We start from the raw sequence: 26,277 nt of genomic DNA, 5'->3' as shown, positions 1-26,277 counted from the left end.
GTGGCGGACGTGATCGAGGTCGGGGCGGCGCGTGGTGACGCGCCGCCCCCGGCGGGCCGGCCCCGCCGCCGGGGCGTGACGGAACGCGGGCACCGGGCGACGCCCTACCTCTTCCTCGCGCCGTACCTGGTTCTCTTCCTGGTCTTCGGGCTGGCGCCGATCCTGTTCGGGGTCTGGATCAGCCTGCACCAGTGGGACCTCCAGCTGCCGAACCGGCCGTTCATCGGGCTGGAGAACTACCGGGATCTGTTCTCCAGTGACTCGGCCGACTACGCGGACTGGTGGTCCAGCGTCCGGGCGACGGCGATCTTCACGGTGCTGTCGGTGCCGCTGCTCGTGGTGGTCCCGCTGGGCCTGGCCCTGCTGCTGAACGAGAAGTTCCCCGGTCGGACGTTCTTCCGGGCCGCCTTCTTCGCCCCGTACGTGCTCGGCGTCGCGGTGATCGGCCTGCTCTGGCGCTTCCTGCTGGACGCGAACCTCGGCATGGTGAACCGGCTGCTCGGGGCGGTCGGGCTGCCCGCGGACACCCCCTGGGTGACCGACGTGCCGTGGGCCTGGGTCTCCCTGGTCGGCGTCACGGTCTGGTGGACCTGCGGCTTCAACGCGGTGATCTACCTGGCCGGCCTCCAGGACATCCCGGCCGAGCTGTACGAGGCCGCGCGGGTCGACGGCGCGAGCGCGTGGGACCGGTTCCGCCACGTCACCCTCCCCGGGCTGCGCCCGGTGCTGATCTTCGTGCTCACCACGACGATCCTCGCGTCGGCGAACGTCTTCGGGCAGTCCTTCCTGATCACGCAGGGCGCGCCGGGCGAGCAGACCCGGACGGTGGTCTGGCGGATCGTCGACGAGGGACTGCGCAACTACGACGTCGGTCAGGCGTCCGCGATGAGCGTGCTCTTCGCGCTGCTGCTGGCGGTGGTCAGCATCGTCAACTTCCGGCTGTTCCGTTACCGGGAAGACTGAGGGGACGACCATGACGAACGTGCGTCGGGCCGTGCGCTACACCGCGCTGGTCCTGATCACCGCGGTGTTCGTGACCCCGCTGGTCTGGATGACCCTGACCTCGCTGAAGACGTACGACGACGCGCAGCAGGATCCGCCGAGCTGGCTGCCGGACCCGTTCTCCACCTACGGCTATGACCAGATCGTCAACAACACCGCCAACCCGGTGCTGCGCTGGTTCGTCAACAGCATGCTCGCCGCCAGCCTGCACACGCTGCTGGTGCTGGTCACCGCGTCGATGGCCGGGTACGCCCTGGCCCGGCTGCGGTTCCGCGGCCGGAAGCTGAGCTTCGCGCTGATCGTCGGGACGCTGTTCCTGCCGCCCACCTCGCTGATCATCCCGAACTTCATCATCGCCGACCGGCTGGGCTGGCTCGACACCCTGACGGTGGTGGTCGTGCCCGGCGCGGCGAGCGCGTTCGGGGTCTTCTTCCTGCGCCAGTTCTTCCTCTCCATCCCGGCCGAGCTGGAGGAGGCGGCCGTGCTGGACGGCGCGAACCATTGGCAGGTCTTCACCCGCGTGCTGCTGCCGCTGTCGAAGCCGGCGCTGGCCACCCTGGCGGTGCTGTCGTTCCTGGCCAACTGGAACGACTTCCTGTGGCCGGTCTACGTGCTGTTCAGCCCGGAGCGGCTGACCCTGCCGGCCGGCCTGGGCCTGCTCCAGGGCGCCTACGTCACCGACTATCCGGTGATCATGGCGGGGGCGGTGCTGGCGAGCCTGCCGGTGCTGATCCTGTTCGTGCTCGCCCAGCGGCACATCATCCAGGGCGTGTCCCGCAGCGGCCTGAAGGGATGATCGACCGGCGGATCCGGCGACGCGGCGCGGCGGCCCTGACCGCCGCGCTGCTCGTCGCCGGTTGCGGCAGCGGAGAAACCCCATCGAGTACGCCGGAGGACGCGCGCGTGTTCACCAACCCGGTCGTCCGCAGCGACGCCCCCGACCCGCAGGCGATCCGCGTCGGCGAGACCTGGTACCTGTTCCACACCAACTCGGGCGGCCGGAACGTCCCGGTGCTCACCTCGCCCGACCTGGTCGGGTGGACCGAGGCCGGCGACGCCCTGCCGGAACTGCCGGCCTGGGCCGACGCCGGGAAGACCTGGGCGCCGGAGGTCATCCAACTCGCCCCGGACCGGTTCGTCCTCTACTACACGGTGGCCGACCGGGCCTCCGGCCGGCAGTGCCTCGGCCGGGCGGTGGCGACCACCCCGCTCGGGCCGTACCGGGACGACGCGGAGGGGCCGCTGGTCTGCCAGGCGGAGCTGGGCGGCTCGATCGACGCCAGCCCGTACCGGGACACCGACGGCAGCCTCTGGCTGCTCTGGAAGAACGACGGCAACGCCATCGGGGTGGACACCTGGCTCTGGTCGCAGCGCCTCTCGCCGGACGGGCTGCGGCTGGCCGGCACGCCGGCGAAGCTGCTCAAGCAGACCGAGCCCTGGGAGGGCACGCTCGTCGAGGGGCCGTTCTTCCACCGGCACGACGGGAAGCTGCTGCTCTTCTTCGCCGCCAACGCCTACGACCGGGACACCTACGCCGAGGGCTACGCGGTCTGCGAGAGCCCCACCGGGCCGTGCGTGAAGGCCGCGGAGAACCCGATCCTGAAGTCGAACGCGGTCGCCTCCGGCCCGGGGCACGCCTCGATGGTCGAGAAGGACGGCCGCACCTGGCTGCTGTACCACGCCTGGCCGCCGGGGCAGGAGGGCAGCACCGACCCGGGCCGCCAGGTCTGGCTCGACGAGGTGGTCTGGACCGACGGCCGGCCCGTGGTGAAGGGTCCGACGGCGGAGGCCCAGCCGCGCCCCTGAGCCGGAAGACGCGACATCGCGGTATCCCCGGTGCCGGGATACCGCGATGTCGTCTCCGGTTCTCGGTCAGCTCGTCACGGCCGGCTCCGGGTTCCGCCGCTGCTCGCGGCGGGCCAGGCGGTTCTTCCGGTGGCCGTAGCCGAAGTAGATGATCGCGCCGAGAAGCATCCAGGCGAGGAACCGGAGCCAGGTCTCCACCGACAGGTTGAGCATCAGGTAGAGGCAGGCCAGCGCGGACACGATCGGCAGCACCGGCGAGAACGGCACCTTGAACGGCCGCTCCAGCTCGGGGCGCCGCCGGCGCAGGATCGGCACCGCGACCGAGACCAGCACGAACGCGCAGAGCGCGCCGATGCTGACCAGGTCGGCCAGTGCGGAGAGCGGCAGGAAGCCCGCGAGCAGGGCCACACCGACGGTCATGATCGCGGAGATCCGGTACGGGGTGCCCCAGCGCGGGTGGATCTTGGCGATCGACGGCGGGATCAGCCCGTCCCGGGCGATGGCGAAGCCGATCCGGCCCATGGCCACCAGGTCGACCAGGATGACGCTGGTCAGGCCGGCGACGGCGGCGATGGAGACCAGGACGGCCGCCCAGCCGGCGCCGACCGCCTCGAAGGCCGAGGCGATCGGGGCGCCCTCGTCGATGTCGGTGTAGCGCACCATGCCGACCACCACCAGCGAGACGCCGATGTACAGCACGGTGGAGACGCCCAGCGTGCCGAGCAGGCCCAGGGGCAGGTCGCGGCGGGGCTTGCGGGTCTCCTCACCGAGGTTCGCCACGGCCTCGAAGCCGGTGTACGCGAAGAACACCACCGCGGCGGCGGTGAGCACCCCGGCGAAGCCGAAGACGGACGGCTCCAGCCCGAAGACGGCCTGGGTGACCGGCTGCCGGATGCCGTCCTCGCCCGCGCCGGCCATCTCGCTCGACGGGATGAACGGGCTGAGGTTGGTGGCCTTCACGAAGAACAACCCGGCGACCACGATGAAGACACAGATGGCGACCTTGACCAGGACCAGCAGGTTGGTCACCCGGGCGGACTCGCGGATGCCGACGATGCCGACGGCGCCCAGGATCAGCACGATCGCGATGGCGCCGAGGTTGACCACGCTGCCCTCCTCGGCGAACCAGGCGCTGGGCAGGTTGAGCAACGAGGCCAGGTAGCCGGACCAGCCCCGGGCGACCACGGCCGAGCCGAGCGCGAACTCCAGCAGCAGGTCCCAGCCGATGATCCAGGCGACGATCTCGCCCATCGTCGCGTACGCGTAGGTGTAGGCGCTGCCGGCGGTCGGCACGCTGGACGCCAGTTCGGCGTAGCAGAGCGCGGCGAGCAGCGCGACCACGCCGGCGATGGCGAACGAGATCACCACGCCGGGCCCGGCGTGGTTCTTCGCCTCGATGCCGGTCAGCGTGAAGATGCCGGTGCCGATCACGATGCCGATCCCGAAGCCCATCAGGTCGATCGAGCCGAGCCGGCGGCGCAGCCCGGGCCGGCCGTCCTCACCGTCGGCCTCACCCTGGGCGAGCACGTCCCCGATCGGTTTGGTCCGCAGGACGGACATGATCACCTCCACCGTGCGACCACCACCGTGGCGGTCCGTGACCGGCCAAGCTACCCAGGGCCCGGGCCCGGTAATCCGGTACGGCCCGTGTCGGGAACGTCACGGATCGGGGTGTGTGCCGAGTCACCCTCGGACGTTCGGCCCGACCTGCGCATCGATCCGCCCGGAGGTCTTGCGCCGCCTGCGGATTGATGAAAGTTTTCTACCGGCGATGGATACTCTGCGGCGAATCTTGCCGGATGCACCGAGCGTCCTCCGCCACCCGACACCGCCCCCGGGAGCCCCAACGAAGGGACCGCACCGCATGAAGGCAACTCGGCTCAGAGCCGCCGGGCTGGCCGTGGCGCTGCTCGGCGCGCTCGTCGCCGGCACCCCCGCGAGCGCCGCGGAGAGCGACACGGCGACCGATTCCACCGCGACCACCTGCGTCACCGACCCGGCCGTTCCCAAGCGGCAGTTCCGGGCCATGTGGATCGCCTCGGTGACGAACATCGACTGGCCCACCAAGGACTCCTGGACCGCCCCGGACCAGGTCGCCAAGCAGAAGGCCGAGTACCTGGCCTGGCTCGACCTGGCCCAGAAGCTCAACCACAACGCCGTCGTGGTCCAGGTCCGGCCGACCGCCGACGCGTTCTGGCCGTCGCCCTACGAGCCGTGGTCGGAGTACCTCACCGGCGTCCGCGGCAAGGACCCCGGCTGGGACCCGCTGGCCTTCCTCGTCGCGGAGTCCCACAAGCGGAACCTGGAGTTCCACGCCTGGTTCAACCCGTACCGGGTCTCCATGCCCGCCCCGGGCGGCGCCGGCGCCGACCTGTCGAAGCTGGCGCCGAACAGCCCGGCCCGGCAGCACCCGGACTGGGTGTTCGCCTACCCGCCGGCCGGCGTCGCCGGCAGTCGGCTCTACTACAACCCCGGCATCCCCGAGGTCCGCGAGTTCGTGCAGACCGCGATGATGGACGCGGTCAACCGGTACGACATCGACGGCGTGCACTTCGACGACTACTTCTACCCGTACCCGAGCGGCACCTGGCAGGTGCCGGACGACGCCACCTTCGCGGCGTACAACCGGGGCTTCACCGACAAGGCCGACTGGCGGCGGGACAACATCAACCTGCTGATCCAGGAGATGAACGGCAAGATCAAGGCGGCGAAGCCGTGGGTGAAGTTCGGGGTCAGCCCGTTCGGCATCTGGCGCAACAAGTCGGCGGACCCGAACGGCTCGGACACCACCGGCTCGCAGTCGTACGACATCATCTCCGCCGACACCCGCAAGTGGGTCAAGGAGGAGTGGATCGACTACGTGGTGCCGCAGCTCTACTGGTACATCGGCCAGTACCCGGCCGCCGACTACGCCCGGCTCGTGCCGTGGTGGGCGGAGACCGTGCGCGGCACGAACGTGCAGCTCTACATCGGGCAGGCCGACTACAAGAGCGGCGACCCGGCGTACGGCTCGTTCTGGATGAACCCGCGGGAGCTGTCGAACCACCTGACGCTCAACCGGTCGTACCCGGAGGTGCTCGGCAACGTGCACTTCTCCGCGGTGCAGGTGCGGGCGAACCGGCTCGGCGCCACCGACATCTACGCGGCCGAGCACTACTCGCGCCCGGCGCTGGTGCCGACCATGTCGCAGCTGCCCGCCAAGCCGCTGCTTCCCCCGGTGGTCACCCGCGCCGAGCGGCAGGACGACGGGGTGCGCCTGAGCTGGCGGCAGCCGGCCGACGGCCAGGGCCCGTTCGGCGAGGCCACCGCGTACGCGATCTACCGGTTCGACGGCGTCGGCCTGGCCGACCGCTGCGACTTCGCCGACGCGTCCCACCTGGTCGCCACCGTCCGCGGCACGGACGGCGGCGTGCAGTCCTGGGTGGACACCACCGCGACGGACGGCGCGCACACCTACTACGTGACCGCGCTGGACCGGGTCTGGAACGAAGGCCCGGTCAGCCCGCCGCACTTCGTGCGCTGACCTGACCCGCACGACAGGGGACGCCCGGGGCACCCGCCCCGGGCGTCCCGGCGTCTCAGGCGGCCTTGCGCAGCCGCACCTCCAGCCCGACCAGCCCGTCCCGGTCCACCTCGGCGCCGCCGAAGGCGCTCGCCCCGGCGAGCCGGGCGAAGGCGTCGGCGGTGACCGCCCGCCGCCGCAGCATCCGCAGCGCGGAGCGGGTCCAGAAGGCGTCCAGCCCACCCAGCCCCATCCGGGCCACCTCCCGCTCGATGTCCGCCGGAGTGGCGTCCGCCCGCAGGTCGTGGATCACCGCCCGGCCGCCCGGCCGGAGCACCCGGTGCAGCTCGTCCAGCGCCCGCACGGGGCGGACGAAGTTCTTGAACGCGGCCTGGCAGACCACCAGGTCGAACGAGTCCGCCGGGAACGGCAGCTCGTGCACGTCGCCCTGGCGGAAGGTCACCTCGACGCCGGCGCGCCGGGCGGCCTCCCCCGCCAGCTCCACGAACGTGTGGCTGACGTCCAGCCCGGTGATCCGGTACGCCCCCAGCCGGGCCAGCTCGATCGCCAGGTAGCCGGGGCCGGGCGCCACCTCCAGCACCGCCGCCCCGGGCGGCAGCCCCTCGGCCAGCCGGGCGGCCTGCCGCCGGTACTCGGCCAGTTGCGCGGCGGAGCCGCGGTTGCGGGCGTACCAGCGGGCGGTCCGCCCCTCCATCTCGGGCAGCAGCTTGCGCTTGGGCGCACGTAGGTCCTTCGTGCTCATCTCTTCCTCCGGTCTCGGGTCGTGCGGGCACGAACCGACCCGGGGACGGGAGCCCGGTTATCGTTGCGGTTGCCACCTTGCGGCCGGGTTGCCGTTCCCGCGGTCTCGGTTCGCAGGTCAGGGCCCCGGCGGTGGTGTTCCCGCACCCCGCCGGGGTCCACTGTCAGTGCGGCTCGGTCCCCCTCTCCGCCAGGTCCGCCAGGTCTCCGTGCGGCTCGGTCCCGCGGTCCGCCAGGTCCGCCAGGTCTCCGTGCGGCTCGGTCCCGCGGTCCGCCAGGTCCGCCAGGCCTCCGTGCGGCTCGGTCCCGCGGTCCGCCAGGTCCGCCCACTCGGGCGGCACCGCGCCGGTCTCGTGCCAGGCCCGCCACTCGGCCAGCCCCGGCAGCGCGCCGGTCGTCAGCTCGTCGAGCAGGCCGCGCACCCAGGTCGCCTCGGCCTCCCGGACGGCGAGGTCGTACTCGGCCTCGATGAGGAAGATCCGGGGCACCTCACGGGCGTGCCCGGCCAGCGCCGCCCGCTGCGCGGCGAGCTGGGCCTCCAGCCGGTCGAGGCGCTGCCGCAGCAGCTCCAGCGCCTCGTCGGGCCTGAGGACGCCGAGCACCGAGAGGCCGGCCTCGAACCGGGGTTGCTCCCGCTCCGGGACGGCGACCAGTTCCCGCGTCCAGTCGACGAGTTCCGCGCGGCCGGCCTCGGTGATCCGGTAGACGGTGCGCTCGGGGCGCCGCCCCTGCCGGCCGCTCTCCACCGCCGCCACGAGGCCGTGCCGCTCCAGGTTCGCCACCACCGTGTAGAGCGAGCCCCACTTGATCGGCATGTCCTGGTCCTTGCCGCGGGCCCGCAGCACGGCGGCGATCTCGTAGGGGTGGCGGGGCCGCTCGACCAGTGCCGCGAGCACGGCGAGGGCCAGCAGGTTCCCCACCCGGCGTCGCTTCGCCACCGCCGCCTCCTCGTCGCCGATTACTCGTAGACGAGTATTACGCTCGAGCGCCCCGCTGGCAAGGCATTCGTCTGTTTCGACGTATGTCACCAACACGTCGCCCGGACCATCGCCCCCGGTTCCGCAGGTGATCGAAAATCATCGACATCTGACCCACACCCCCGGGGAGGTACCCGTGACCCGACGTCTCGCCACTCTGCTCGCCGCCGGCACGATCGCCCTGCTCACCGCCATCGGCGTGGCCACCCCCGCCGCCGCCGCGGTGAGCACCGAGCAGAAGCTCGCCGTGCTCTCCAGCTGGACCCAGACCAGCGCCACCAGTTACAACGCCTGGAACTCCGCCCGGCTGAACAAGTCCGCCTGGACCGAGTACGCCTTCGACTGGTCGACCGACTACTGCTCGTCGAGCCCGGACAACCCGCTCGGCTTCAACTTCAGCCTCTCCTGCTACCGGCACGACTTCGGCTACCGCAACCACAAGGCGATGGGCATCTTCGCGGCCAACAAGTCCCGGCTGGACAGCGCCTTCTACGAGGACCTGAAGCGGGTCTGCGCCACGTACAGCTCCATCGTCCGGCCGGCCTGCTACAGCCTGGCCTGGACCTACTACCAGGCGGTCAGCGCCTTCGGCTCCGTCGCCGCGGTGCGACAGGCCGACATCGACCGCGCCGCCCGCATGAAGGCCAACGCCGAACGCCAAGCCGCCCTGCGCTGACCCTCTTCTCGTCGTCGACCAAGAGGTTCGCGTCACCGGAAGCCCGGATCCCGACGCGAACCTCTTGGTCAACTCGCCGTGGAGCGGCGCGGGGCGGGGGCCGTGAAGCGCGGGGAGTCGGGCGTCGTCAGGTCGGGGTGTTCCAGGTCGAGGGCCAGGGCGGCGGCCTCCTCCAGACGGAGGGCGGCGCCGGTGGCGTAGGCGGCGTCGAACGCGGCGTCGCCGAGGGTGCGCCGCAGTTCCGCCTGGCGGGCCAGCCAGTACGGGCCGTAGATGCCCGGCGTGGCGCGCAGGCTGGCCCGGGTGGCCTGGGCCGCGCCGAAGAGCCGGGCGGCGCTCACCGGCTCCCCGCCCAGCGCGCAGCGCACCGCGATCGCGTTCAACGTGTCGCAGGCCCGGCCCAGGTAGCCGTGGCTCATCCGGGACCGGAGTGCCACCAGCAGGTGCTCGTGCGCGGCGACCAGATCGCCCCGGGCCAGCGCCACCAGGCCGAGCAGCATGTCCACCGAGCGGCGACCCCGCTCGACCGGGCGGGCCGCCTCCACCGGGCGGGCCGCGCCGAGCACCTCGGCCGCCTCGTCCAGCGCGCCCCGCCGCCAGAGCAGCTCGGCGAGGTTGTAGACGGCGAGCAGCGCGTCGGAGACCACGTCCTGGGCGTACGCCCAGTCGATGACCTCCCGGCAGACCCGTTCCGCCTCGACGAACTGTCCCATGTCGACAAGCGGCGCGGCCCGTCCCGCGAGCACCCGGGCCAGCAGCCCCAGGTCGCCGGCCTGCCGGGCGGCCGCCTCGGCCCGCTGCGAGTAGCGCAGCTCCTCGGCGAACTCGCCGTCCGCACCGGCGTGCAGCGAGTGCATGTGGTACGCCGCCGCCAGCTCGGCCTCCGGGATCGGCTCCCCGGTTTCGGCGATCCGGCCGTAGAGCCGGAACAGCCAGAGCCGCCCCTCCCGGGCCAGCCCGCGCTCCCGCCACCACTGGTCCAGCCCGCCGGCCAGCCGCAGCCCGGATCGGGCGCTCCCGCCGGTGGCGCACCAGCGCAGCGCGGCCCGCAACTCCACGGCGAGCGGGTCGAGCGCGTACAGGGAGAGGGTGACCGGCCGGCCGTCCGGGCCCAGGTGGGCGCGGTCCAGGGCGTGCCGGGACCAGGCGACGTGCCGGTCCCGGGCGGTCTGCTCCTCGCCGGCCTCGATGAGCCGCCGGGCCGCGTACGCCCGGATCGGGTCCAGCATCCGGTAGGTGCTGCCCGAGGCGTGCGGCTCGGCCAGCACCATCGACTTGTCCACCAGCACCGACAGCGGGTCGAGCGGGTCGTCGTCGAGCAGCCACTGCACGGTCGGCAGGTCCACCGGACCCGCGAAGACGGCCAGCCAGCGCAGCAGCCGGGCCGAGCGCGCCCCCAGCGTCCGGTACGACCAGGTGACCGTGGCCTGCATGGTCAGGTGCCGCTCGTTCGCCGAGCGCTGCACCGCCCGGCTCGCCGGGGTGGCCGGGGCGGCCCCGGTCGCGGCGGCCACCAGGTCGACGGTGTCCTGCTGGTTGCCGGTCCAGCCGGCCTCCACCGGGGCCGGCTCCAGCTCCTCCCGCCCGGCGTCCAGGGTGCCCAGCATGTCGTCGAGACGCTCGGCGAGCTGCCCGGCCGAGAGCACCCGCAACCGCGCGGCGGCCAGCTCGATGGCGAGCGGCAGACCGTCCAGCCGGCGCACCACCCGGCGCAGGTCGGCCTGCTCGGCGGGGCCCGGCGCCCGGCCGCCACGGGCCGCCGTGGTGCGGTCCAGCAGCAGGGCCACCGCGTCGCTCGCCCGGCCGTCCGGGCCCGGGTCCACCGAGAGCGGCGGGATCCGCCACACCACCTCGCCGGGCACGCCGAACGACTCCCGGCTGGTGGCCAGCACCCGCACGCCCCGGCCACCGGCCAGCAGCCGGGAGATCACCTCGGCCGAGGCGGCCGGCTGGGCGTCGCAGGTGTCCAGCACGACCAGCATCCGCCGGGCCGCCGCGTACTCGACGAGGGTGTCCACCATGGGACGGCCGGGCTCCGGGCGGAGCCCGAGCACGGCGGCGATCTCGAACGCGACCAGCCCCGGATCGGTCACCGCGGCGACGTCGACGAACCACACCCCGTCCGGGTACGCCTCGACGATCCCGGAGGCCAGTTCCACCGCCAGCCGGGTCTTGCCGGCCCCGCCCGCGCCCAGCACGGTCACCAGCCGGTACGTCTCGACCAGCCGCCGCAGCTCGGCCCGCTCGGCCTCCCGGCCGACGAACGAGGTGACCTGGGTGGGCAGGTTGTGCGCAGCCGCGTCGGCGGTACGCGGCCGCGGGAAGCTCCGCTCCAGGCCGGGCGCGACGAGCTGGAACAACCGCTCCCGGTCGTCGAAGCCCCGCAGCCGGTGCAGCCCGAGGTCCAACAGGGACGCCCCGTCGGGCAGGGGGTCGGCGTGCCGGGCGGTCGCGGCCGAGCAGAGCACCTGTCCACCGTGGGCGGCGGCGGCCACCCGGGCCGCGCGGTGGACCTCGGGGCTGGCGTACTCGCCGTCGCGGGGTTCGGCGTAGCCGGTGTGCAGGCCCATCCGGACCCGGGGCGCGGCCTCCGGGGTGGGCCAGTCGTGGCCGGCCAGCGCGCGTTGCGCGGTGAGGCAGGCATGCACCGCCGTGGCCGCGTCCGGGAAGGCGAGGAAGAACGAGTCGCCCTCGGTCAGCAGTTCCGCCCCATCGGTGCCGGCCAGCGTGTGGCGCAGCAGCCGGCGGTGTTCCCGCAGCACCGGGCGGTAGCCCGGACCGAGCAGCTGGGCCAGGCGCGTGGAGCCCTCGATGTCGGTGAAGACGAAGGTCACCCATCCGCTCGGGAGGTCGATCCGTGGCGACATGCGTGGAACCTCCGCCCCGTGACGTCGGCTTCATGCTGCCCTATGGTCACGCGGTCACGCATCGTGAGAACGGCCGGGCAGATTCCGACTCAAGGTGCCAAAGGATCACACGGGCGGCAGGCCGGATCGACCGGCGGGCCGAGGGTGGGCGGGCCGTCAGCAGCCGCAGGCGCCACCGCAGCAGCCGCCGCCGGCCGGGGCCGACGCCCCGCCGACCGGCCCGGAGCCGCCCCGGCCGGTGACCGCCACGGTGGACAGCAGCTTCACCGTGTCGGCGTGTCCCTGCGGGCAGGAGGCCGGCTGAGCGGCCTCGGCCATCGGGCGGTTGACCTCGAAGGTGTCGCCGCAGGCGCGGCAGCGGAACTCGTAGCGGGGCATGCCATCAGCGTACGACCGGACCTGACGACTCGACAGCCATGGGTGATACTCGACGGGTGGTGGACGGCGAGCAGCGATCGACGGTTCGGCCCCTGCGACCGGCCGCGCCCGACGGCGGCGCCGGCCCCGTCCCCCGCCCTCGCAGCAACCCGGCACCCGACCCGGCCGCCGACAGCAAGGCGGACCCGAAGACGGCGCCCGTCGACCCGGCGGCCAAGCGGGTCGAGCCGAAGTCGGAGCCGGCCGAGCCGAAGGCCAAGCCGCTCGCTCCGGAGGCGGAGTCGGCCGAGCTGAAGGCCAAGCCAATCGCCCCGGAAGCGGAGCCGGTTGCTGCGGAGGCCGCACCGGCAGGCGGTCGACGTCGGCGGATGCCGTTCGCGCACGCGGGCCGGGTGCCGCCGCCGAGGCAGCTCGCCGTCGGCGCGGCCCGGGCCACCCGCGCCTGGTCGCGCCGTCCGAGCGGGCGCACCACGCTGCCCGCTCTCTTCCTGCTCGTCCTGGTGGCGGCCACCGCCACGGCCGGCGCGCTGCTGGTGCCCGCGGCGGTCCGCAAGCCGCAGCCGGTGGCCGTCGACGCCACCACGAACGCCCCGGTGCAGGGCGTACCCCAGGCCGGCGTGGTCCCCGGGGCGACCGGCGTGCCGGTGGGGCCCGGCGCGACCGGATTCCCCGGCACGCTCGGCCCGACCGGCACGGCCACCCCCGGAGGCACGCCGACCGGTCCGGTGGTCGGCCCGGCGGTCCCCGGCCGGCCGGCCGACGCGCTGGCCGACTGGGCGCAGCGGGTCAGCGCGACCACCCGCATCCCGCCGGTCGCACTGCAGGCGTACGGCTACGCCGAGCTGGTGCTCGCCCAGACGCAGCGGAGCTGCCAGCTGAGCTGGACCACGCTGGCCGCGATCGGCTACGTCGAGTCCGCGCACGGTTCGTTCGACGACGCCACCCTCCGACCCGACGGTGTGGCCGCGCCGGAGATCCTCGGCGCCCCGCTGGACGGGCAGGGTGGCCGCTCCCGGATCCTCGACACCGACCAGGGGCAGCTCGACCACGACCGGGTCTACGACAAGGCGCTCGGCCCCATGCAGTTCATCCCGAGCACCTGGCAGGAGATCGGCGCGGACGCCGACAACGACGGCGTCAAGAACCCGCACGACATCGACGACGCGGCCCTCGCCGCCGGCCGCTACCTGTGCAAGGGCGGCCGGAACATGACCATCCCGGGCGACTGGTGGGGCGCCATCCTGTCCTACAACGATGTACGCCGCTACGCCCAGGACGTCTTCGACAAGGCCGACGAATACGGACGGCTGAGCGGTACGTGACGTGACCGGTCGCGTACATTCACGGACTGGACCCTTCCCCCGGGCAGCCGTTGACGGCAAGCTAGACGGGTGATGGTGCGCGAGTGGGACCCTCGGACCGCGTCGTCCGCCGAGATCGCGTCGCTGCTGGACACGCTCAACGCGGTGCTGGCGGCCGACCTGCCGCAGGATCCGCCCTGGCGGGAGAGCTCCCTGCGGGAATACCTCTCCGAGGTGATGCCGGGCGAGCGCCGGATCTCCTGGGTCGCCGAGGCCGACCCCGCCGCCGACGGCACCCCCGGGCGGATGCTCGGTCACGTCAACGTGCTGCTCCTCGGCGGCATCGGTGTGCTGGAGGTGCTGGTGCACCCGACACTGCGGCGCAGCGGGCTCGGCCGTGAGCTGGTCCGGGTGGCCGCCCGCCGGGTCTGGGACGAGGGCTTCCAGTCGATCGGTGTGGAGGTGGTCGGCGACACCCCGGCCGTGGCGTTCTACGAGGCGCTCGGCTTCACGAAGGAATACGTCGAGACCCGCAGCGTGCTCGACCTGGGCGCGGTGGAGTGGCCGGCGCTGGCCGAGATGGCCACCGAGGTGGGTGCCGGCTACCACGTCGAGTTCTGCCCGGGCGGGCCGCCGGACGACCTGATCGAGGCGTACGCGCGGGCCAAGGCCGAGGTGCGGGACGTGGACGACGGCGAGCTGCGGCCCAGCTCCTATGACCCGCAGCGGCTGCGGGAGAGCCTCGACACGCTGCACCGGCGGGGCATGAAGCCCTACATCGTGCTGGCCCTGCACGAACAGACCGGCGAGGTGGCCGGGCTGACCGAGGTGGTGGTGCCGGCGCAGCACCCGACCCGGGCCGACCAGTACGACACCATCGTGGTCCGCGACCACCGGGGCTACGGCATCGACCGGGCCATCAAGGCCCGGATGCTGCTGGAGCTGCGGTCCGCGGAGCCCGAGCTGGCCGAGGTGCAGACCTGGAACGCGCAGGCCAACGAGGCGATGCTGAAGGTCAACGCGGAGCTGGGCTACCGCCCCGACCGGGACTGGTGCGAATACAGCGTGGACGTGGCCGAGCTGGTGCACCGGCTCGACAGCCCACGCTGACGGATATTCACCAAACGGCTGCCCGGGGGATGGACGGCGGACCGTAACGGCACTTAACGTGCGTTAGTTCCTGTCCACCCATCGTGGAGGCTTCATGCGCCCGCGCCGCACCCTCGCCGCGCTCGCGACCACCGCCGCCGTCTCCGTCACGGCCATCGGGATCGCACCCCCCGCGGCCAGCGCCGCGCCCACCGACCTGTTCATCTCCGAGTACGTAGAGGGCTCGTCCAACAACAAGGCCGTCGAGCTCTACAACGGCACCGGCGCCCCGATCGACCTGGCGGCCTCCGGCTACCAGCTCCAGCTCTACTTCAACGGCGCCACCACCTCGACCAACGTGCCGCTGACCGGCACGGTCGCCGCCGGTGACGCCTTCGTCTTCGCCGCGTCGACGGCCGCGCCCACGATCCTCGCTCAGGCCGACCAGACGTACGGCGGCTCGCTCTACAACGGCGACGACGCGATCGTGCTGCGCAAGGGCACGACCGTGGTCGACTCGATCGGCCAGGTCGGCGTCGATCCCGGCTCCGAGTGGGGCACCGGGCTCACCAGCACCGCGGACAACACCCTGCGGCGGCTGCCCTCGGTGAGCGCCGGCGACACCGAGCCGACCGACCCGTTCGACCCGGCCATCCAGTGGGCGGGCTTCGCCAGCGACACCTTCGACGGGCTGGGCAGTCACAGCATCGACGGCGGCGGCCCGGTCGACCAGGCGCCGACGCTGACCTGCGGCGGCACGCTGACGCTGGAGGCCGGCGCCACCGCGACCCGCGAGGTCACCGCCACCGACGCCGACGACACCGTCACCGACCTCGCGGTCACCGCGGTCAACCCGGCGCCGGCGAGCGGCTCGATCAGCCGTACCGCGTTCACCCCGGCCACCGCGGCCGGCGGCACGGCGACCGCCACGCTGACCGCCACCGGCCTCCCGGCCGGCGCCTACTCGGTCACCGTGACCTCGACCGACGCCGAGGGCGGCACCGCGACCTGCACGCTGACCGTGCAGGCCACCGCCGTGCTGTCGGTCGGCGAGGTGCAGGGCCGCACCGGTGATGACGAGAACGGCCGCACTGACCGGTCGCCGCTCGCCCCGGCCAGCGGCAACGGCACCAGCTCCACGCTCTACGACGTGCGGGGTGTGATCACCCAGAAGTCGCTGACCCGCACCTCCGCGGGGGCCGACCAGTGGGGCTTCTACCTGCAGAGCCGCACCGGCGCCGAGGACGGCGACCCGCTCACCTCGGACGGCATCTTCGTCTTCATGGGCTCGTTCACCACGCTGATCGGCGGCTACGCACCGACCGTCGGCGACGAGGTGGTGCTGCGCGGCCGGGTCTCCGAGTACTTCAACCAGACCCAGCTCTCCAGCGCCTCCCTGGTGCGCAAGCTCGACTCCGGGCTGGACGTGGACACCTCCGTCCGCGTGGACGACGCCCGGCCCCCGGCCGACGCGGCCGCCGCCGGCCTGTTCTGGGAGCGGCACGAGGGCGAGCGGATGCGGGTCCGCTCCGGCAGCGGGGTCTCCGCCCCGCGGCACATCTTCGCGTCCACCCTGGACTCGGAGGTCTACGTGCTGGACCGCGAGGACCCGATCATGAAGCGGTCCGACCCGTACGCCCGCCGGGTGTTCCGGGACGCGCACCCGCTGGACGACATCCCGGGCACGCTCTTCGACAACGGCAACAACCAGCGGATCCTGCTGGGCGCCGGCGGCGTGAAGGCGACCGCCGGGGACTCGACCGCGCTGCTGCCCGAGGCCCGCACCTACGACACGCTGACCGAGGACGCCTACGGCGCCATCTCGTACGCGTTCAGCAAGTACAGCGTGCAGCCCGAGCAGCTCACCCTGACCGGCGGCGCGGACCCGGCGGAGAACAACCCGCCGCAGCCGGCCGACCGGGGCAGCGAGGTCGCGGTCGCCACCTACAACGTCGAGAACCTGTACGACTACCGGGACGACCCGTTCGACGGCTGCGACTTCGCCGGCAACTCGGGTTGCCCCGGGGTCAGCCCGCCGTTCGACTACGTGCCGGCCAGCGAGGCGGCGTACACCGAGAAGCTGGGTGTACAGGCCCGGCAGATCATCGGTGCCCTGCACAGCCCGGACCTGCTGCTCGTGCAGGAGGCCGAGGACCAGGACATCTGCGCGGTGACCGACGGCAAGCTGGTCTGCGGCGACACGAACAACGCCGACGGCGCGCCGGACACGGTCCAGGAGCTGGCGCTGGCCATCGCGGCCAACGGCGGCCCCGCCTACGCGGCGGCGTACGACCGGACCGGCGCGGACGCCCGGGGCATCGCCTCGGCGTTCCTCTACCGCACCGACCGGCTGACGCTGGCCGAGGCGAGCGCCGGCGACCCGCTGCTGGGCTCGGCGCCGACCGTGCAGTACCGCTCGGCGGCCCTGCCGTCGAACGCGGACGTGCAGAACCCGAAGGGGTTCAACGCCGTGCTGCCGGCCGACGTGGACCGCTCGACCGGGGTGGACGGCAGCAACGTCTACACCCGGGCCGTCCAGCTGGCCAGGTTCACCGTGGCGGCGGCGCCCGGCTCGACCGAGCACTTCACGCTCTGGGCGGCCACCAACCACTTCTCGTCCGGGCCGGACAGCCGGGTCGGGCAGCGGCGGGAGCAGGCCGCGTACGGGGCGGCGCTGGTGCAGGCCGTCGAGGCGGCCGACCCGAACGCGCGGGTGATCTACGGCGGTGACCTGAACGTCTTCCCGCGTCCGGACGACCCGATCGCCACGGCGGCGAACCCGACGCCGTCGGACCAGCTCGCCCCGCTGTACCAGGCCGGCCTGCACAACCTGTGGGACGACCTGGTGGCGGATGTGCCGGCGGCGGCGTACTCGTACACCTACGACGGCCAGGCGCAGACGCTGGACAACCTCTTCGTCAACGACCCGCTGCACGAGGACCTGGTGCAGGTACGCACGGCGCACATCAACGCCGACTACCCCACCGACGCCGAGGGCCTGGGTGACCGCGGGGCCAGCGACCACGACCCGCAGGTGGCCCGGTTCCTCTCCCGCGCGTCGCTGAGCGTCTCCGACGCGGCGGTGGCCGAGGGCGACAAGGGCGACAGCACCATGACGTTCACGGTGACCGTCTCCCGCCCGCTCTCGGAGCCGGCCCTGCTCTGCGCCACCACCTACGGCACCACTGCGCAGGCCGGGTCGGACTACGACCCGTACGTGGGCTGCAAGACCCTGGCCGCCGGCCAGACCTCGCTGACCTTCCCGGTGACCGTCCGCGGTGACCGGAAGCGCGAGGCGGACGAGCAGCTCAAGCTGTACGTGGCGGGCGTGCCGGGCCTCCGGCTCGCCGACCCGGTCGGCGTCGGCACCATCCGCGACGACGACTGACGATCCGGTCCGCGCAGCGGCCCGTCGCCCGGCTCACCAGCCGGACGACGGGCCGTTGCGGTATCCGCATCGCTGCGGGTCCCGCGGCGGCGGTACGCCCCGGTACTTGGCCACCCGCACCTCCCACTGGCTGCGCCGACGGAGGGCGTCGCGGTATGCCCGGTCCCGGTAGAAGGTCTCCGGCGGGCGGGCCAGCCCGTAGAGGTCGGCCCACCACTCCCCCGGCTCCGGGTCGGCGATCACGTCGAGGTGGGACGGATATCGGCGGTCGGCGCCGTCTCGCAGGTCGTCGCGGTCCCGCATCGGCGCAAGCACCCGGCCGAACTCGTCGACCACGGCGAGACGGAACCCGGCCACGCCGATGATCCGACGCAGCATGGCGATGCTCGGGGTCAGCGTGCCGGCCTCGATCCGCCCGATGGTCGACGGATGGACCCGGGCAACGCGGGCGAGCTCCCGCTGGCTGGCGTCGGCCCGGCGGCGGACCGCCCGGACGATGCCCGGGGCGGGCCAGGGGATGTCGAAGGGGTCGGTGAGCATCGTGGGCGGCTCGACAGGCTCATCGGTCGTGACCGCCGGCTCGTCGGGGGTGGCGGGGGCGCTCATGCGGCCACACTCGCCCCGTGCCCGGAACGCGGCAACCCCGACCGGTCCGGCTGTGGACAACCAAGGTGGCTGTGGACAGGCCGCGCCACGCCGATGATCCGTCCGCATCCCGGCCCTGTAGCCCGAAATCGCTACTGAAAGTAATGAAGGCAGAGGGTCACTCAACGTGAGTCGCCGTCGGTCCCTGTTCGAGCAACTCGGCCTATGGAGGGCCGCAATCCGGGCGAAGACGACACGTTCGTCGTGGTCGCCCTACCCGCTCCACCCCGCTTTGCTCTGCAGCCATATGGGCAACGGACACGGAGGGTTGCCGCTGCGCCGATGGCTGCAGAGCAAAGCGGGGCGCGGGCAAGGGTCGGGGGCACGGATCCACGGAACGCACAGTGACCATGCACGGCCACCTGTCCCGCGCCGCACCGAGCCGACGGGCTCCGATGCGACTACCGGTCATTCCATCCCCGCCACGATCCGGGAACGAAAGCCGCCCTCGGAGCGTGTACCGGACATGGGAAGCCACCCCCCGGCGCCGGCCGGTCCGCCGGACGTGTTGCCGCGCGACCGCGACACGTCCTCGCACCTGCCGTTCGAGCAGTTCTATCGAGACCATGTGGACCGGATCCACCGCGCCCTCGCGCTGTCCGTCGGGGACACCGCGGTCGCCCGGGAGGCGACCGACGAGGCGATGGCCCGGGCGTACGCCCGGTGGGACCGGGTGCGCCGGCTGGACAACCCCGGTGGCTGGGTCTTCCGGGTCGGGCTGAACTGGGCCACCTCCTGGTGGCGGAAGGTACGCCGGGAACGGCCACCGGCCGAGGACCGGCACCCGGCGACAGCCGCCCCGGATCCCGCCGGGCTGGCCGCCCGGTCGGCCCTGGAACTGCTGCCCGTGAGCCGGCGCACCGTGATCGTCTGCCGGGTGCTGCTGGACCTCTCCACCGCCGAGACCGCTGCCGTGTTGGACCTGACCGAGGGCACCGTCCGCAGCCGCCTCTCCCGGGGGCTGGCCGAGCTGCGGGCCGCGCTGGCCGAGGAGGAGTGACCGTGGACGTCGTACCCGAGGACGTGGCCGAGCTGGTTCACCGCGCCGCTCGCGCGACCGCGCCGTACCCGGCGGACCTGGCGACGGTCCGCGGCCGCGCCCGCGCCCGCCGACGTCGGCGGACCGCGACGGCCGTGGCGGGCCTGGTGGTCCTGGTCGCGCTCACCGGCGGTACCGTGCCGCTGCTCGTCGGCGACCACCGGCCGGCCGCGCCGCTGGCCGCGCCGTCGCCGTCGCCGTCGCCGACCGTTCCCGGCTCGCCGCCGCCGACCCCCGCGCCGGCCCAGCGGCTGCTGCTGAGCGGCGATGGCGGCACCGTGCGACCGCACCGGGCCGGCCCGGAGATCGGCCTGATCGGCGGCGCCGCGGACGAGCTGCGCAGCGACGGCTCGGTGGTCCGGCACCGGGTCCCCGCCGGCTGGCAGGAGACCGTGGCGCTGCCCGACGGACGGCTGGTCGGCCTCAAGCTCACCGACCTCATGCCCGGCGTGCGGCGGACGGACGGCCCGGACGTGGCCGGCCTCTCCATCAAGCTCACGGTGCTCAGCGCGGACGGACGCGTCGAGGTCAGCCGGGAGATCCGGGTCAGGGGCCAGGCCCTCGGACTGGCCGGCGCCGACGCACGGTACGCCTACCTGGTCCGGGACGGGGTGGGCCTGGTGTCCCACGAGCTGACCACCGGCCGGGAGAAGACCCTGATCCGGGTGCCGACGAAGGTCGACGGCGAGCTGCCGTTCCGTGAGGCCGACGTGACGGCCGGCCGCGTGGTGTCGGTGACCGGCCCGGCCGACATGACCCGCTGCCAGCTCGACGTACGCCGGCTGGCCGGTGGGAGCCGGCTGTCGCGGCTGACGGTGGCCGGGGACTGTGCCCCGTCGGTCCGGCTCTCCCCGGACGGCAGCCTCGTCGCGGTCCCCTACCGCCGCCCGAACGGTCGGAACCTCGATTACCGGCTGGCGATCCTGGACACCGCTACCGGGCAGCTCCGGGCCGACCAGCCGCTCGGGACGGCCAGCCCGACCTACGGCCTGACGGGCGGCGGGACCTGGGGTGCCGCCTGGGTCGACGACACCACCGTCCGCGTGGTGTGGGCGCAGCTACCGGACCCGCCCCGGAAGGTCTATCGCGTGGCGGAGCTGGCCCGGGTGGTGACCGTCAGCGTTCAGTAGCGCTGGCGGAGCAACTGGGCCGCCTCGACCGCCCAGTAGGTGAGGATGATCTGCGCCCCGGCCCGGCGGATCGAGGTGAGCGTCTCCATGATCACCCGCTCGCGGTCGATCCAGCCGTTCGCGGCGGCCGCCTCGACCGTCGCGTACTCGCCGGAGACCTGGTAGGCGGCGACCGGGACGTCGACCGCGGCCCGGACCGCCGCCACCACGTCGAGGTAGGGCAGGGCGGGCTTGACCATCACCATGTCGGCGCCCTCGGCCACGTCCAGCGCGACCTCGCGCAGCGACTCCCGCAGGTTCGCCGGGTCCTGCTGGTAGGTGCGCCGGTCGCCCTCGAGCGCCGACTCCACGGCGTCGCGGAACGGGCCGAAGAAGGCGGAGGCGTACTTCACGGCGTACGCGAGCACCGAGACGTCCTGGTGCCCGGCGGCGTCCAGGGCCCGGCGGACCGCGCCGACCTGGCCGTCCATCATCCCGGACGGCCCGACCACGTGGACCCCGGCGTCGGCCTGGGCGACCGCCATCCGGGCGTACGCCGACAGGGTGGCGTCGTTGTCCACGGCGCCGTCGGGGGTGAGCACGCCACAGTGCCCGTGCGAGGTGAACTCGTCCAGGCAGAGGTCACTCATCACCACGGTGGCGTCGCCGACCTCGGCGATCACGTCCCGGATGGCCACGTTGAGGATGCCGTCCGGGTCGATGCCGCCCGACCCGGTCTCGTCCCGCGACGCCGGCACCCCGAAGAGCATGATCCCGCCGACCCCGGCCTGGACCGCCTCGACGGCGGCCTTGCGCAGCGAGTCCCGGGAGTGCTGGAGCACCCCCGGGAGCGACGCCACGGCCCGCGGCTCGGTCAGCCCCTCCTTGACGAACATCGGCACGACCAGTTCGGCCGGGTCGACGCGGGTCTCGGAGACCAGCCGCCGCACGGCCGCGTTGCGGCGCAGCCGGCGGGGCCGGATCTCGGGGTACGACATGACGGGCCTCCTGTCAGCGGAACCTCAGGGCGGTCGGGCCCTGCACCTTCGAGCCCCGGCGCTGCTTGGCCGGCATGGCGGCGAGCTTCTCGCGCAGCTCGACGGCGTAGGCGGCGAGCGCCTCCACCAGGTCGGGCACCGAGGCGTGCGGCGGCTGCACGTCGACCCGCAGGCCGAACTCCGTGGCGGTCTCCGCCGTCTTGGGCCCGATGACGGCAACAACGGTACGCGCGTGCGGCTTCCCGGCGATGCCGACCAGGTTCCGGACGGTGGAGGACGAGGTGAAGAGCACCGCGTCGAACCCGCCCGACTTGATGGCGTCGCGGATCTCGGCCGGCGGCGGCGCGGCCCGGACGGTCCGGTACGCGGTCACGTCGTCGACCTCCCAGCCGCGCTCGGTGAGCCCGGCGGCCAGGGTCTCGGTGGCGATGTCGGCGCGCGGCAGCAGCACCCGGCCGACCGGGTCGAGGATCTCGTCGTGCGGCGAGAACTCGGCCAGCAGGCCCTCGGAGGACTGCTCCCCGGACGGGATCAGCTCCGGCTGGATGCCGAAGGCGCGGACCGCCTCGGCGGTGGCCTCGCCGATGCAGGCGATCTTGACGCCGCCGAAGTGGCGGGCGTCCAGGCCGTGCTCGGCGAACTTCTCCCAGACCGCCCGGACCGCGTTGACCGAGGTGAAGATCACCCAGGCGTACCGGCCGTCGACCAGGCCCTTGACCGCCCGCTCCATCTGGGCGGGGGTGCGCGGCGGCTCGACCGCGATGGTCGGCACCTCGCACGGGATCGCCCCGTACGCGCGCAGTCGCGCGCTCATCGCGCCGGCCTGCTCCTTGGTGCGGGGGACCAGCACCTTCCAGCCGTACAGCGGCCGGTTCTCCCACCAGCTCAGCTTGTCGCGGTCGGAGACGCCCGCGCCGACGGTGAGCACCACCCGGCCGGTGAAGCCGAGCGCCGCCGCGACGAACGAGTCCACGGTCGACGTGGTGGTGTACTGCGTCTCGCCGGTGCCGTCGCCGGTCACCCCGACGGCGGTGGCGCCGTCCACGCCGGCGGCCAGCAGGCCGTCCCGGATGGCGGCCAGGTCACCCGCGTCCACCGCGACGGCCAGCGAACCGCGGGCCACGGCCGCGGCCAGCGCGTCGAAGTCCAGCGTGGTGACGTCCTCGACGTCGGCGGCGGTGCGTACCCCGGGCAGCGGCACGCCGGCGTAGGTGGCCACGCCCTCGGCCTGGCCGACGCCCGGCACCACCTCGAAGTGCGCGGCGGTACGTGCCACCGCCTGCACCTCCTTGACCACCGAGTCGTGGCCGAACGGGTCACCGGCGACCAGGTGCACGGCGTTCTGGCCGGACCGGGCCGCGGAGATCAGCACCTTCGCCACGTCCCCCGGCACACCCTCGGCGGGGCTGAACTCGGCGTCGGACCTGGCCTGGGCGCGGACGTGTTCGAGCAGCGACTCGGGGACTCCCCGGTCGTACACCACCTGGTCGGCCTCGACCAGGGCGTCCAGCGCCCGGCGGGTCAGCAGGCCCGGGTCGCCGGGGCCGGCCCCGACGAACGCGATCCGGCCTACGGGCTTACGGGTGCGGGTCATTCTGTGCTCCCAAATTGCTGGGTCCCCGGGCCGGCGTGTCCTTCTTGGCCGAGGATCGAGTCGGCGCCGAGTTCGAGGAGTTCGGCGGCGAGTGCCTTGCCGATCTCCGCCGCGTCGGCGGGCGTTCCGGTGCGGGACAGCCGGAGGTCACGGGTACCGTCCGGGCTGATCACCGCCCCGCGCAGGTAGATCTCCTCACCGGCGTCACCCTCGGCGAGTTCGCCGTAGGCGGCGACGGGTGCGCTGCACCCGGCCTCCAGGGTGGCCAGCAGTGCCCGCTCCGCGACGACCGCGGCACGGGACGGTGCGTGGTCGAGCACGCCGAGCAGCTCGACCAGGTCCTGATCGTCGATCCGGCACTCCACCGCCAGCGCGCCCTGGGCGGGCGCCGGCAGCATCAGCATCGGATCGAGCGTCTCGGTGATGACGTCGGTCCGGCCGAGGCGGGCGAGCCCCGCCCGGGCCAGCACCACGGCGTCGAGGTCGGCGTCGGGGCCGAGCACCCGGCCGAGGCGGGTGTCGACGTTGCCCCGGATCGGGGTGACCTCCAGCTGCATGCCGAGGGCGTGCAGCTGGGCGATGCGGCGCAGCGCGCCGGTGCCCACCCGCGCGCCGGGCGGCAGCTCGGCGAGGGTACGGCCGTCCCGGGCGATCAGCGCGTCCCGCGGGTCCTGCCGTTGCGGCACGGCGGCGATGTGCAGGCCGGGCGCCGCCGCGGTGGGCAGGTCCTTGTACGAGTGGACGGCGAAGTCGATCTCCCGGGCGGTCAGCGCGTCCCGCAGCGCGGAGACGAAGACGCCGATGCCGAGCCGGTGCACCGGGGCCGTGGAGCGGTCGCCGGCGGTCACCACCTCGACCAGCTCGACCGGGCGGCCGGTGGCCGCGGTGAGGGCCTCGGCGACATGGCCGGACTGGGCGATCGCCAGGGCGCTGCCCCGGGTGCCGAGGCGCAGGGGGGCGGTCATCGCGCACCTCCGGTGAGCGGGGTGGTGTCGGCCGGCACGGCGATCTCCGCCTCCACCACGTCGGGGACGGTGTCGACCGGGGAGGTCTGCGGGACCTCGAGGTCGAACAGCTCGCGCAGCAGGGCGGCGTACTGGTCGCCGCCGGGCTCGGCGGCGAGCTGGCGGACCCGGACGGTCGGCTGGTGCAGCAGCCGCTGCACCACCCGGTGCACCGTGCGGGCGACCTCGGCGCGCTGGTCGTCGGTGAACTCGGGGCGGCGCTGGGCGAGCCGGCGCAGCTCGGCGGTGACCACGTCGTCGGCGCGCCCGCGCAGGGCCGCCACGGTGGGGGCCACGTCGGCGCCGCGCAGCCAGCTCAGGAACGCCTCGACCTCGCCGGCCACGATCCGGGCCACCTCGGCGGCGTCGGCGGCGGCCGGGCCGTCGGCGAGGATCGCCGCCATCCGGTCGATGTCGATCACCTCGACGCCGGGCAGGGCGGCGACGCCCTCCTCGACGTCGCGCGGGACGGCCAGGTCGAGCAGGACCAGCGGGCCCCGGGCGGCGTCCCGGCGGGCCAGCGCCCGGGTGACCACGTCGCGGGTGAGGACCGGTTCGGTGGCCGCGGTGGCGGCCACCACGACGTCCACCGTGGTGAGCGCGTCGACCAGCTCGGCCATCGGCACGGCGGCCGCGCCGTACGACTCGGCCAGCCGGACGGCCCGCGCGGCGCCCCGGTTGGTGACGGTGAGCGGGCCGGCGCCCAGCCGGGAGAGGGTGGCCACGCTCAACGAGCCCATCGCCCCGGCGCCGACCACCATGGCGGGCCGGCCGGTCAGGCCGCCGTCGAGCAGGCCGGCGGCCAGGTCGAGGGCGGCGGTGACCACGCTCTGGCCGGCCCGGTCGATGTTGGTCTCGGCGTGGGCGCGCTTGCCCACCCGCAGCGCCTGCTGCATCAGCTCGTGCAGCAGCCGCCCGGCGGAGTCGGCGCCGCTGGCCGAGTGGTACGCGTCGCGGAGCTGGCCGAGGATCTGCGCCTCGCCGACGACCATCGAGTCGAGCCCGGTGGCCACCCGGAAGACGTGGTCCACGGCGGCGACGTCGTAGTGCACGTAGAGGTGGGCGGCGAGCGCCGCCGGCGGGACGCCGGCCTGCTCGGCCAGGACCGCGCAGATGTCTCCGAGGCCGCCGTGGAAGCCGGAGACGGCGGCGTACACCTCGACCCGGTTGCAGGTGGAGACGAGCACGGCCTCGGCGACGTACGGCTGGGCGACCAGGCGGTCCAGGGTGCGGGTGAGGTCCGCGGGCGGAACCGCCAGCTGCTCCAGCGCGGCGACCGGGGCGGTGCGGTAGGACGCGCCGACGACGAGCAGTTTCACGTGCCGATCGCCTCCTGGGTGTCGGTGGCCGCGAGCCCGCCGGGGAGCGCGGTCAGCGACGCCTTGCGGTGCTCGTGGAAGGACAGGATCTGCAGCTCGATGGCGAGGTCGACCTTGCGCACGTCGACCCCCTCCGGAACCGAGAGTACGCAGGGCGCGAAGTTGAGGATGCTCGTCACGCCGACCGCCACGAGCTGATCCGCGACCGCCTGGGCGGCCGGCGCGGGGGTGGCGATCACGCCGATCGAGATCGACTCCTCGACGGCGACCCGGGGCAGCTCGTCGACGTGCCGGACGACCAGCCCGTTGATCTCCTCGCCGACCCGGGACGGGTCCGCGTCGAGAAGCGCGGCGATCCGGAAGCCGCGGCTGGCGAAGCCGTCGTAGCCGGCCAGGGCGTGACCGAGATTACCCACGCCGACCAGCGCGACCGAGCGGCACTGGGTGAGCCCGAGCACCGACTCGATCTGCTCGATCAGCAGCGCGACGTCGTAGCCGACGCCCCGGGTGCCGTACGAGCCGAGGTGGGAGAGGTCCTTGCGGAGCTTCGCCGAGTTGACCCCGGCGGCGTTGGCCAGCCCCTCGCTGGAGACCGTCTCGTGGCCGGTCTCGGCGATGGCGTGCAGGGCACGGAGGTATTCCGGCAGCCGCGCGACGGTCGCCTCGGGCAGTTCCGGGAGCGCCGGCACGGCACCGGCTCGGCCGGGCGCGCCAGGGTGACGGTGCTGACTCATGAGACTCCGTGCGGTGCGATCCTCGACCAGCGACGGTGACCGGTCGTTCCGGGACTCCCGCTGGCGACCGATGTTGCCGGCTGTGCT

Annotated in this window: 21 protein-coding genes; 10 read left to right on the top strand and 11 right to left on the bottom strand. The window is 73.6% G+C overall.

Annotated elements, in window-relative coordinates; genetic code table 11:
* The 3 genes from IEY96_RS14395 to IEY96_RS14385 all read left to right on the top strand — a co-directional run bounded on the left by IEY96_RS14395 (window position 1) and on the right by IEY96_RS14385 (window position 2,808).
* Window positions 1-963, top strand: a complete 963-nt coding sequence (locus IEY96_RS14395; RefSeq protein ID WP_189195346.1) for a carbohydrate ABC transporter permease — start codon at window positions 1-3, stop codon at window positions 961-963.
* A 10-nt stretch (window positions 964-973) separates the two neighbouring features.
* Window positions 974-1,798 carry a carbohydrate ABC transporter permease gene (locus tag IEY96_RS14390; RefSeq protein WP_189195345.1) on the top strand — a complete coding sequence of 275 codons (825 nt, stop codon included), beginning with the start codon at window positions 974-976 and terminating at the stop codon, window positions 1,796-1,798.
* A 107-nt stretch (window positions 1,799-1,905) separates the two neighbouring features.
* The gene (locus tag IEY96_RS14385; protein ID WP_229791602.1) at window positions 1,906-2,808 is read left to right on the top strand and encodes a glycoside hydrolase family 43 protein; all 903 of its coding nucleotides are present in this window, start codon (window positions 1,906-1,908) and stop codon (window positions 2,806-2,808) included.
* Window positions 2,809-2,874: 66 nt separating this feature from the next.
* Here the strand turns inward: IEY96_RS14385 and IEY96_RS14380 are convergent, their stop codons facing one another.
* Window positions 2,875-4,368 carry an amino acid permease gene (locus IEY96_RS14380; RefSeq protein WP_189195343.1) on the bottom strand — a complete coding sequence of 498 codons (1,494 nt, stop codon included), beginning with the start codon at window positions 4,366-4,368 and terminating at the stop codon, window positions 2,875-2,877.
* A 304-nt stretch (window positions 4,369-4,672) separates the two neighbouring features.
* Between IEY96_RS14380 and IEY96_RS14375 the strand changes: the two genes are divergently transcribed.
* Entirely contained in the window at window positions 4,673-6,331 is a 1,659-nt protein-coding gene (locus IEY96_RS14375; RefSeq protein ID WP_189195342.1) for a glycoside hydrolase family 10-like protein, read from the top strand.
* Window positions 6,332-6,386: 55 nt separating this feature from the next.
* Here IEY96_RS14375 and IEY96_RS14370 read toward each other — a convergent pair whose 3' ends face one another.
* Window positions 6,387-7,073, bottom strand: a complete 687-nt coding sequence (locus tag IEY96_RS14370; RefSeq protein WP_229791601.1) for a class I SAM-dependent methyltransferase — start codon at window positions 7,071-7,073, stop codon at window positions 6,387-6,389.
* Between the two features lie 163 nt (window positions 7,074-7,236).
* The gene (locus IEY96_RS14365) at window positions 7,237-8,010 is read right to left on the bottom strand and encodes a PadR family transcriptional regulator (RefSeq protein WP_189195341.1); all 774 of its coding nucleotides are present in this window, start codon (window positions 8,008-8,010) and stop codon (window positions 7,237-7,239) included.
* Between the two features lie 175 nt (window positions 8,011-8,185).
* Here IEY96_RS14365 and IEY96_RS14360 point away from each other — a divergent pair, with 175 nt between their 5' ends.
* Window positions 8,186-8,725 carry a phospholipase gene (locus IEY96_RS14360; protein WP_189195340.1) on the top strand — a complete coding sequence of 180 codons (540 nt, stop codon included), beginning with the start codon at window positions 8,186-8,188 and terminating at the stop codon, window positions 8,723-8,725.
* A 68-nt stretch (window positions 8,726-8,793) separates the two neighbouring features.
* On the opposite strand, the gene IEY96_RS14355 is transcribed toward IEY96_RS14360, so the two are convergent.
* Entirely contained in the window at window positions 8,794-11,592 is a 2,799-nt protein-coding gene (locus IEY96_RS14355; protein WP_189195339.1) for an ATP-binding protein, read from the bottom strand.
* Between the two features lie 156 nt (window positions 11,593-11,748).
* Complete coding sequence (locus tag IEY96_RS14350) at window positions 11,749-11,970, bottom strand: FmdB family zinc ribbon protein (protein WP_107076575.1); 222 nt, start codon at window positions 11,968-11,970, stop codon at window positions 11,749-11,751.
* A gap of 38 nt (window positions 11,971-12,008) precedes the next feature.
* On the opposite strand from IEY96_RS14350, the gene IEY96_RS14345 reads away from it, so the two are divergent.
* The 3 genes from IEY96_RS14345 (at window position 12,009) to IEY96_RS14335 (ending at window position 17,748) form a co-directional block, all read left to right on the top strand.
* Window positions 12,009-13,292, top strand: coding sequence for a lytic transglycosylase domain-containing protein (locus IEY96_RS14345; RefSeq protein WP_189195338.1), 1,284 nt, complete (start codon window positions 12,009-12,011; stop codon window positions 13,290-13,292).
* Window positions 13,293-13,364: 72 nt separating this feature from the next.
* On the top strand, window positions 13,365-14,381 hold the full coding sequence (locus IEY96_RS14340; RefSeq protein WP_189195724.1) for a GNAT family N-acetyltransferase: 1,017 nt from the start codon (window positions 13,365-13,367) through the stop codon (window positions 14,379-14,381).
* Between the two features lie 94 nt (window positions 14,382-14,475).
* Entirely contained in the window at window positions 14,476-17,748 is a 3,273-nt protein-coding gene (locus tag IEY96_RS14335; protein ID WP_189195337.1) for a lamin tail domain-containing protein, read from the top strand.
* A gap of 33 nt (window positions 17,749-17,781) precedes the next feature.
* Here the strand turns inward: IEY96_RS14335 and IEY96_RS14330 are convergent, their stop codons facing one another.
* Window positions 17,782-18,354 carry a helix-turn-helix domain-containing protein gene (locus IEY96_RS14330; protein ID WP_189195336.1) on the bottom strand — a complete coding sequence of 191 codons (573 nt, stop codon included), beginning with the start codon at window positions 18,352-18,354 and terminating at the stop codon, window positions 17,782-17,784.
* Window positions 18,355-18,859: 505 nt separating this feature from the next.
* Between IEY96_RS14330 and IEY96_RS14325 the strand changes: the two genes are divergently transcribed.
* Both IEY96_RS14325 and IEY96_RS14320 read left to right on the top strand, forming a co-directional pair.
* Window positions 18,860-19,393, top strand: coding sequence for an RNA polymerase sigma factor (locus tag IEY96_RS14325; protein ID WP_189195335.1), 534 nt, complete (start codon window positions 18,860-18,862; stop codon window positions 19,391-19,393).
* Window positions 19,394-19,395: 2 nt separating this feature from the next.
* Window positions 19,396-20,562: a hypothetical protein gene (locus IEY96_RS14320; protein WP_189195334.1), complete on the top strand. Its 1,167-nt coding sequence runs from the start codon at window positions 19,396-19,398 to the stop codon at window positions 20,560-20,562.
* On the opposite strand, the gene hemB is transcribed toward IEY96_RS14320, so the two are convergent.
* From hemB to IEY96_RS14295, 5 genes are read right to left on the bottom strand one after another with little or no spacing between them, the layout of a single operon-like run.
* Entirely contained in the window at window positions 20,556-21,539 is a 984-nt protein-coding gene (gene hemB, locus IEY96_RS14315) for a porphobilinogen synthase (protein WP_189195333.1), read from the bottom strand. The two genes, IEY96_RS14320 and hemB, sit on opposite strands and share 7 nt — an antisense overlap.
* Window positions 21,540-21,552: 13 nt before the next feature.
* A complete protein-coding gene (locus IEY96_RS14310) occupies window positions 21,553-23,133 on the bottom strand; it encodes a bifunctional uroporphyrinogen-III C-methyltransferase/uroporphyrinogen-III synthase (RefSeq protein WP_189195332.1) in 1,581 nt (526 codons plus the stop codon).
* Window positions 23,130-24,098 carry a hydroxymethylbilane synthase gene (gene hemC, locus IEY96_RS14305; protein WP_189195331.1) on the bottom strand — a complete coding sequence of 323 codons (969 nt, stop codon included), beginning with the start codon at window positions 24,096-24,098 and terminating at the stop codon, window positions 23,130-23,132. The genes IEY96_RS14310 and hemC overlap by 4 nt, the downstream gene beginning before the upstream one ends.
* Entirely contained in the window at window positions 24,095-25,456 is a 1,362-nt protein-coding gene (locus tag IEY96_RS14300) for a glutamyl-tRNA reductase (protein WP_189195330.1), read from the bottom strand. Before IEY96_RS14300 ends, hemC begins: the two co-directional genes overlap by 4 nt.
* The gene (locus IEY96_RS14295; RefSeq protein WP_189195329.1) at window positions 25,453-26,190 is read right to left on the bottom strand and encodes a redox-sensing transcriptional repressor Rex; all 738 of its coding nucleotides are present in this window, start codon (window positions 26,188-26,190) and stop codon (window positions 25,453-25,455) included. Before IEY96_RS14295 ends, IEY96_RS14300 begins: the two co-directional genes overlap by 4 nt.
* Between the last annotated feature and the right edge of the window lie 87 nt (window positions 26,191-26,277).

The organism is Micromonospora fulviviridis (genome assembly GCF_014648395.1).
Taxonomy (GTDB): Bacteria; Actinomycetota; Actinomycetes; order Mycobacteriales; family Micromonosporaceae; genus Micromonospora; species Micromonospora fulviviridis.
This window is presented reverse-complemented; position numbering and strand designations above follow the sequence as displayed.